This is a genomic window from Amphibacillus sediminis NBRC 103570 (genome assembly GCF_001552275.1).
Lineage (GTDB): Bacteria > Bacillota > Bacilli > Bacillales > Amphibacillaceae > Amphibacillus_B > Amphibacillus_B sediminis.
Genome location: NZ_BCQW01000050.1, coordinates 1 through 6,432, shown reverse-complemented (window position 1 = coordinate 6,432; position 6,432 = coordinate 1). Strand labels below are relative to the sequence as shown.

4 protein-coding genes are annotated in these 6,432 nt (G+C 32.6%); 3 read left to right on the top strand and 1 reads right to left on the bottom strand.

Going from position 1 to position 6,432, the window contains the following annotated elements; all coding sequences use genetic code 11:
• From ASE01S_RS15085 to ASE01S_RS15075, 3 genes are all read left to right on the top strand, one after another.
• On the top strand, positions 1 to 1,421 hold a 1,421-nt coding region (locus ASE01S_RS15085), incomplete at its 5' end, for a helix-turn-helix domain-containing protein (RefSeq protein WP_083512175.1).
• A 445-nt stretch (positions 1,422 to 1,866) separates the two neighbouring features.
• Positions 1,867 to 2,664: a TraX family protein gene (locus tag ASE01S_RS15080; RefSeq protein WP_067844324.1), complete on the top strand. Its 798-nt coding sequence runs from the start codon at positions 1,867 to 1,869 to the stop codon at positions 2,662 to 2,664.
• 376 nt (positions 2,665 to 3,040) lie between these two features.
• A complete protein-coding gene (locus ASE01S_RS15075; RefSeq protein WP_067844321.1) occupies positions 3,041 to 5,698 on the top strand; it encodes an HAD-IC family P-type ATPase in 2,658 nt (885 codons plus the stop codon).
• Between the two features lie 136 nt (positions 5,699 to 5,834).
• Here ASE01S_RS15075 and ASE01S_RS15070 read toward each other — a convergent pair whose 3' ends face one another.
• A complete protein-coding gene (locus ASE01S_RS15070) occupies positions 5,835 to 6,401 on the bottom strand; it encodes a recombinase family protein (protein ID WP_067844318.1) in 567 nt (188 codons plus the stop codon).
• Between the last annotated feature and the right edge of the window lie 31 nt (positions 6,402 to 6,432).

Here is a 6,432-nt window from a genome sequence, read left to right as displayed (position 1 = left end):
AATCGGGAATGACAACAATTGATAGTTTAGAAAAACAGTTAGGGATTTCTAAGCGTAAGGTAAAAGAAAGTGTGACTAGTTTGTCATCGGAGATACAAATCTATGAATCTCATCAGCAAATTACTTTACTAATAAATAAAGAAATTATTCAATTTGAAAACAAGCCTAGAGATGCTGACTATATAAAATTAATCAATGATTTTAGAGGGAAGTATTTAACAGAGTCCAGTTTATATCAAGTATTACTTTTTGTCCTTGAACAAAGGATATTTAGCATTTTAACAATAGCGAATAATTTATCTTATAGTGAATCTTATGCATATAAATTATTTGGTAAGCTAAAACAGTTTTTTCAGTATATGAATAGTGGTATCCAATTAACAAAGGTAAATGAAAGCTTGATTCAGTTAGCAGGAAATGAATCTACTGTACGAATCTTTCATTATCTTGTAATATCAGTGGCATCTAAGGGAAATCATTGGTTGTTTAAGTCAATAACTCAAAGGGAAATATTAGCTGTACAATCCTATATAAATTCAAAAAGATATGAAAAGCTATCACCGATAGGTAAGAATAGAGTAAATTATATCGTAGCAGTTTATGAGTTGGCACTAAAAAAAAGGTTTAAACTGTCAGAGTTGGATAGAGAAGTAGTAGAGTTAGGAGAAGTAATCAATAAAGAAAAAGAAATTAATTTGTATCTGAACTATCTGAAAGAGGAAATTAGAGATAACGAAATGCCGCTCCATGAAGAGCTAATTCATTTGGCGTTTGTTATTAATTATTTCACTCAAGAAATACGATCAGATGAAGAGAAGCAAGCGTTAGGAAATGCATTGTATGCAGTGAAAAATAACTTCATTGTGAATACATGTATTCAACTATTAGATAAAATAATTAAAAGATATAACATACCCAACGAATCGTATAACTTGTTGCTCTATAGTTTATGTAATCGATTAGTCGTTATTCACTATTTAGGTCTGTACAAGTTTATGCCCTTGTATAATGTACCTTTATTGGTTGGACAGATGGAATGTTTTGTGGAGAGGTGTATACATGAAAGTCTCAGTGCATTCAAATCTGAGCCTTCGTTTGAAAAAATCAAATATAGTTTCACGCAAATAATTACAGGATATTTAGTCTTAAAAATTCCAACTAAGCAAAAAATATATATAGAATTTTTTCATCGCCCAGAATATAAATCGATTATCGAGAACGCAATCAAGCATAATTACAATCATCAGGTTCTACAAGTTACAAGTGATTACTCAGAAGCAGATATCGTTGTTTCAGATACGTCTGGATATGATAAGACAAAATTTTTCTACTTTAGAGATGTGTTTGATCAAAACGCTTGGGAAGAGTTAGGTCTTTATTTGAATCAAGTGATTAGTAATGAGATTACGCAAATTAACTGAGTCGTCCTAAGCGAGTATTATATTCGCTTAGGAATTTTTTCTTTGTGGATAATTATACATGATAGGCCTGCCTAATAGGTTTCCATTCGCTTTAGCCGTATTTAAATCTGAGAGGACATATTTCCGAATGATTTCTACTTCCATCTCAGCAAAGGCACTCATAATTATAAAGAAATTTTTCCATGACAATACTCATACACGAGTACTCATTTTTTCTCACAAGGTCCTTTCAATCTAAATTATTCTGTTTTCGTAGTTTTTATGGAAAAAAGATAATCAGTGCTATCCCTTTTTTGATAATATCTCACTATATAAATTTTTTGAAGATGCCATTTCTTGTAATGAGATTAGCCATGATTTTTATTAGATTCATTGAGACTATAGCATGATGTTAGACAGAAATAGTATGGGATCTTGAAAGAAAATATTATTAAAGGAGGAAGTCATGAGAAAATTTCTAACAGCATTTGACTTGAAAATTATTGGAATTGTTTTTATGGTAGTTGACCATGTTAAAACATATTTAGGACCATTTATAGGTTTACCTGCGTGGATATCTTTGCTAGGTCGTTTCGTAGCTCCATTATTTGTGTTTTTAATGATTGAAGGGTTTTATTACACCCGGGATAGAAAAAAGTATTTCATTCGTTTATTTATAGGCGGAATACTAATGCATGGTATCAATATTGTGTACAATGTATTTATAAAAGACTCATTTACTAACCCATATACGGGTGAATTTGATATTTTCTCGCTGTTACAAGGACAAAATATCTTTATGACGTTAGCATTGTTACTGCTATTTATTTGGGGAATAGATACGTTGCGTTACACTAATTTAAAATTCGGAAAAAAGACTCTTTTAGTATCGGGCTTGTTTCTTCTAATTCCATTTATCTTTGTTAGTGAGGGTGGGATATATGAATTGATTATGGGTCTTATCTTTTATTTCTTTAGAGGGAACATTAAAAATATTATGATTACTGTGGTACTTTTTACATCAGTATTGTTCGCTCATACTCTATATAACTACTTTTCAATAGAAGGGATAGGAACCTTGTATCAAGTGCTAACTTTCAGTAATGAATATATGATGATTAGTGTTCTTCCGTTCATTTATCTATATAATGGTAAACGTGGTGGGAACGGTTCTGTATGGCAGAAAGAATTATTCTACTGTTTTTATCCAATTCACCTAATCATTATCTATTTAGTGCAAGATAAATTTCTAGGGCGAATATGATAAATAAAGCACAATTTTTTTGATTGTGTTTTATTTATTACTATTTAGTTTTATTATGTTTTAGTCTTATCGATTTAATAAAAAACACAATCAAAAAGTTTTGCTAATTTTAGATCATAACTTAGTGTAATCGATAGTTTGTAAATTAAAAGTTGCAGAGATTATATTTTTTATGTATTATTCTATTCAAGTGGAGGTGGTTTAATTGACAAGTGACTCGATAGAAGGTGAGCAGAAACTTTTTGTTTGCTTATCCTACTTCTTAATTGAATAGATTACATTGGTGCATCAGTATCTAGCTCTTTTATCTAGTACAATGATGGGCTTATTTGTGCTATAAAAATTTAGTCAATTAGGAGAGGAAATATTTACAACTATGAATGAAAAAAATATATACCAACTGGACGTTAAAGAAGTCTTAGAGAAATATGAACTATCTGATTTAGAAAAGGGTTTAAATAATAAGCAAGTTGAAGAAAGTTTATTTAAATATGGATTAAACAAATTGGAATCAAAAAAAACACCGAAATGGAAATTACTTCTTAGACAATTTAATAATATGATTATCTATATTTTAATGTTTTCAGCATTGCTGACATTGATAATGGGCCACACATCAGATGCTATGATCATTGCATTAGTCGTTATTGTGAATGCGCTGATAGGGTATTATCAAGAAGCAAGTGCTTCTGATGCATTAGAACGAATCAAAGAAATGCTATCCTCTGAAGCGACTGTATATAGAGATGGCGTTAGAAAAGATATTCCTTCTGAAGAAGTGGTTGTCGGCGATGTTGTATTTTTAGAAGCTGGAGATAATGTTCCAGCAGATTTGAGGATAGTTGAAGCCGATAATTTGAGAATTCAGGAATCTGTTTTGACTGGTGAACCTGATTCTGTTGAGAAGATTCAAGAAGCTTTAGCATCGGCAGATATACCACTTGCTGAAAGAGTGAATTTAGCATTTGCTTCAACTTCTGTTACTTCAGGTAGTGGACTAGGAATCGTAACGGCAGTTGGCGCAAAGACTGAAATAGGAAAAATATCTTCAGAAGTGAATAATACGGAAACTAGAAAAACACCACTCATGAAAGAAATTGATGGACTTGGAAAAGGAATTACTTATGTTATCATGGCTGTAGCAATAGCTTTGTTTGTTTTCAGCTTAATTTTAGATACCTATTCGCTATCTGTTCTATCTCTTGCAGTGGTGACAATGATTGTCGGTTCTATCCCAGAAGGATTGCCTGCTACAACTTCTGTTGTTTTAGCAATGGGTGTAAGCGATATGGCAAAAAATAAGAATACCATCGTTAAAACTTTGCCAGCAGTAGAAACATTGGGTTCGGTAGATGTTGTCGCTACTGATAAAACAGGGACGTTAACCAAAAATGAAATGACTGTGAAAGATATCGTTTTTTACCAAAAACATCTTCAAGTTTCAGGAGATGGTTATAAACCTGTTGGAGAAATTCTTCTCGACAATGCGCCAGTTAATTTAGATAAGCAACTTAAATTATTTCTAGAAGCTGGTTTTGAAGCGAATGATACGGTATTAGTAGAAGAGGAAAACCACTGGACTATTAATGGGGAACCTACAGACGGTTCTTTCTTAACACTGTTTTACAAACAATTTCCATATCCTGAGAAAACAGTTTATAAAGAAATTGATATGTTGCCTTTTGATTCGGATTATCGATACATGGCAAAGCTGGTCGAAAATAAAAACAAAGAACGGATTATTTTTATAAAAGGTTCCCCAGATAAACTGTTCCCAATGGCACAAACTAAGAATTCTTCATTCGATGAGAAGTATTGGTTTCAACAAGTATCTGAGCTTTCAGAGGAAGGAAAAAGAGTTGTGGCTGTTGGATTCAAGAAAGTTTCTTCAGATATTGAAGAAGTGAATCACGAATTGCTTAGTCAGGGCGTTGATTTACTCGGGGTTGCTGGAATTATTGACCCTCCAAGAGAAGAAGTTATTCAAGCTTTAGAAGAAATGAATCATGCAGGTGTTCGCGTCAAAATGATAACGGGGGACCACCCTTTAACAGCTAAAGCGATAGGTGAAAAGCTTGGTTTAGCTCCTAAGATAAACGTGGTCACTGGTGCGGAACTTGATAGTATGTCACACGAAGAGTTTAAGAATGCAGTGTTGTATAATCAAGTATTTGCAAGAACCACACCAAAAAATAAAATGGATATTGTGGAAGCTTTACAAGAAAGTGGAAAAGTAACTGCGATGACGGGTGATGGTGTCAATGATGCTCCTGCTTTAAAGAGAGCTGACATTGGTGTAGCCATGGGGATGAAAGGAACAGATGTTGCGAAAGACTCTGCGGATATGATTTTAACAGATGATAATTTTGGAACGATGTCTGTAGCGATTAGAGAAGGTAGAAGAATTTATGATAATATAAAAAAGAGTATTTTATTTCTTTTACCAACGTCTTTTGCAGAAGGGTTAATCATTGCTTTTACAATTTTGATGCAAAAAGAAATGCCATTACAACCGACACAATTACTGTGGATCAATATGGTATCAGCCATTACGATTCAGTTTGCGTTTATCTTTGAACCTGCTGAAGAGGGGATCATGAATAGGAAACCACGTAAAACAGGAAATCGATTACTAAATACTCATGATATCTGTCAAATGGCATATGTATCAATATTAATGGCTTTGATAAGTATTGTTTCATATGAATGGTTATTAACACAAGGCGTTAGTCAGGCAGTTGCTAGTACTATGATGATTAATATTGTAGTATTGAGTAAGATATTCTACTTATTCAATATTCGTACTAGTCAGCCAGTAATTTCAAAAAGCTTCTTTAGCAATCCAAAAGCCTTTTTAATAATCTTGATTATGATTATTCTCCAGTTGAGTTTGACTTATATACCATTTATGCAATCAGTATTTTACACTAAAGGTATGTCAGTGCTAGAATGGGGAATTTCGATTGCCTCTGGGGTGCTTATATTAGTTATGACTGAAATAGACAAACTTATTAGGCTTAACAAAAATAAATAGATGTAAAGGTATGTAAGTGACAGCATATTTTTTTGTATTCCACAAAATTGTCATCACTGGAAGGATTAGGTTTATCTTTAAACTATATTGTTAGCAATGTGATTTTTAAAAATGAACTAAAATTCCTAAGCGAGAGCTACTTTCGCTTAGGAATTTTTTTTCGTTGCAGATAATTATATAAGGTGGGTCTAGAGATATTATGTTTTTTTGCTATTTCAACTACTGATAAGTTTGTATTAAGGTAATCTTCAATCACTTTATCGATATTTTTGTTTTCAATTGGTCGTCCCAATACTTTTCCTTTTGCTTTAGCAGCATCCAAACCTGAAAGGACACGTTCCCGAATGAGTTCAGCTTCCATTTCGGCAAAAGCACTCATAATCGTAAAGAAAAATTTACCCATTGAAGTACTTGTATCAATATTATTTTGAATACTGATAAAATTGATATTTCTCTCATTAAAACATTCCATCAACCCAAGTAAATGTTTGGTTCCACGTGATAGTCGATCTAATTTAAAGATAACAAATGTATCGCCAGGCTCTAACGCATTTAATGCTTTGGAAAGTTCTTTTCTTTGTATGTTTCTTCCGCTATCAAATTCGGTATAAATTTTATTGCAACCATACCTCTTTAGTGCATTTAATTGTGAGTCCAATTGTTGATGGACAGTACTCACACGGGCATAACCTATTGTCTTCATCTTTCGCCTCCTAAATTAAAATATATACTTG

What these genes read in the sequence shown, in the direction of transcription:
- ASE01S_RS15080 (WP_067844324.1), top strand. Translation starts at nt 1,867, where the DNA reads ATGAGAAAATTTCTAACAGCATTTGACTTGAAAATTATTGGAATTGTT.
- ASE01S_RS15070 (WP_067844318.1), bottom strand. Translation starts at nt 6,401, where the DNA reads ATGAAGACAATAGGTTATGCCCGTGTGAGTACTGTCCATCAACAATTG.
- ASE01S_RS15075 (WP_067844321.1), top strand. Translation starts at nt 3,041, where the DNA reads ATGAATGAAAAAAATATATACCAACTGGACGTTAAAGAAGTCTTAGAG.